Annotated in this window: 1 protein-coding gene and 2 pseudogenes; 1 reads left to right on the top strand and 2 read right to left on the bottom strand. The window is 42.6% G+C overall.

The annotated features are described in order from the left end of the window. Together ACTHUM_RS13300 and ACTHUM_RS13295 are read right to left on the bottom strand one after the other, a co-directional pair. Positions 1–404 (bottom strand): annotated as a pseudogene (locus ACTHUM_RS13300) (threonine synthase); the annotation flags it as partial. A 143-nt stretch (positions 405–547) separates the two neighbouring features. Then, positions 548–919: a hypothetical protein gene (locus ACTHUM_RS13295; protein WP_199900367.1), complete on the bottom strand. Its 372-nt coding sequence runs from the start codon at positions 917–919 to the stop codon at positions 548–550. Between the two features lie 147 nt (positions 920–1066). Between ACTHUM_RS13295 and ACTHUM_RS13290 the strand changes: the two are divergent. Further along, positions 1067–1668 (top strand): annotated as a pseudogene (locus ACTHUM_RS13290) (hypothetical protein); the annotation flags it as partial.

Raw genomic sequence — 1668 nt, 5'->3', positions numbered from 1 at the left:
AGTTCTTTGCCTTCTTTGTTCAATACATATTCAAACGCATTGCCCAAGAATTGCATGGCCATATCTTTGAATGCCAAAGTCGGGCCGTTGGACAGGGCTTGGATTTTGATGCCGTCTGAAAGTGTGCGCACCGGAGTAATGGCTTTGGTACCAAATACTTCTTCGGTGTAGGTGCGGTTGATAATGTCACGTAAATCATCAGCAGGAATGTCGGTGGCAAACAGGCTCATGACTTCAAACGCCAGCTCAGGATAGCTGAGTGTGCGCCATTGGTCTAAAGTAGCACGGTCGATTTGAGGGTATTGCTCAGGCAGCATCAAACCGCCGTCAGGAGCCAAGCCCATCAATAAAATTTCGCTGAATTGCTTGCGTGCGGTTGCACCGCGGGTGCTGATGTATTTCATGGTTTCTTCTCTATAAAAACAAAAATATTGCCGGTCAAAACAGGAAACCTGCCTGAGAACCATCCCGCAAGTCGCCTTATCCCGACCTTAATCCACTATAAACTTTCAGACAACCCCATTACACAGAGGTCGTCTGAAAAACATTATCTATACAAACGCTTGAAACAAGCATTGACGGTTTTCACCGTTACCGACGCAATCGCCTGATCGCGCGAAGAAGGATTCAAAACATCCATCAACTCTTGCGCGGACACCTGATTCGGCGCTTCCTCGCTCGCGCAGCCGCAGATTTTGTCTTCCCACTCGCGCTGTTTTTCCGCGCTCATCGTTAGCGCGATTAAACGCCACTCATTGCGCTTGTTCAACTCCGAACGGCATTGATGATCGACCGCCATCTTCATCACGCTGCCGCCGATACCCGTACCACCGCCCAAACCGCCGAACGCCGAGTCTGAATCATAAGCGCAACCGCCCAACAACGCCGCCACAGAAGCAACGGCAACAATCTTTTTCATATTCATAGCCATCCCTTGCCGCAAGGTCGTCTGAAACGCCCCGCAAAGTCTTTAAACAAGTGCATATTATACCGTAAGCGGTGTGAGATGGGGGATTGTGAAAGTCGGGTATAATCCGTCTTTTTTGGGAAAAAAGAGGATTGATCAATGGTTAAACCGGTTAAATCAAAAAACAAATCAAAAGCTAACTTAAACAAAAACACGCAAAACCCTAAAGAAAATCAAGAAAAAACGGCTGACAAAGGCATTCAAGAGCAGTCAGAGCACACCGCTGAAAATAAGCAGCCTGAATCAAAAGACAATGTACAGAATAAAAATAAACTTACACGCTTATGTAAATTTTTTAAAAAATTATGGAATGGAGATGTTCAAGAAAAAAATAAAAACTCAAAGAAAGCGGAAGAAAATGCTGCTAAAAATAATGCTGCTACACAACAGGAGGAAATTAAACAAGCTGAGACAGTTGAGCAACCAGAAGAGCAAAGAAAACTCTCTGATTATTTGGAAATCATCAGTAAATTATTAGGGTTCTCAGCAATATTAGGAACATTTATTGGTGGATTTTTTATATATGATTATCTTAAAATCATAGATCAATTAAGCATTTTTCCTGAAGTAATTACTAATCCACCTGCTTTAATAGCTACTGCTACTATTTTTGGAGGCATAGTATTATTTTTATATTTCAAATTTTTCGTGGCATTTTTATTAGGAATAAACGCTAAATCAGGGCAAGGATGGAATACTTC

Source organism: Neisseria sp. P0021.S006, assembly GCF_051956895.1.
The sequence above is the reverse complement of the archived record's forward strand: the minus strand, read 5'-3'. Positions and strand labels throughout refer to the sequence as shown.

Bases quoted from the DNA above. Each gene is read 5' to 3' on its own strand.
- ACTHUM_RS13295 (WP_199900367.1), bottom strand. From the start codon at position 919: ATGAAAAAGATTGTTGCCGTTGCTTCTGTGGCGGCGTTGTTGGGCGGT.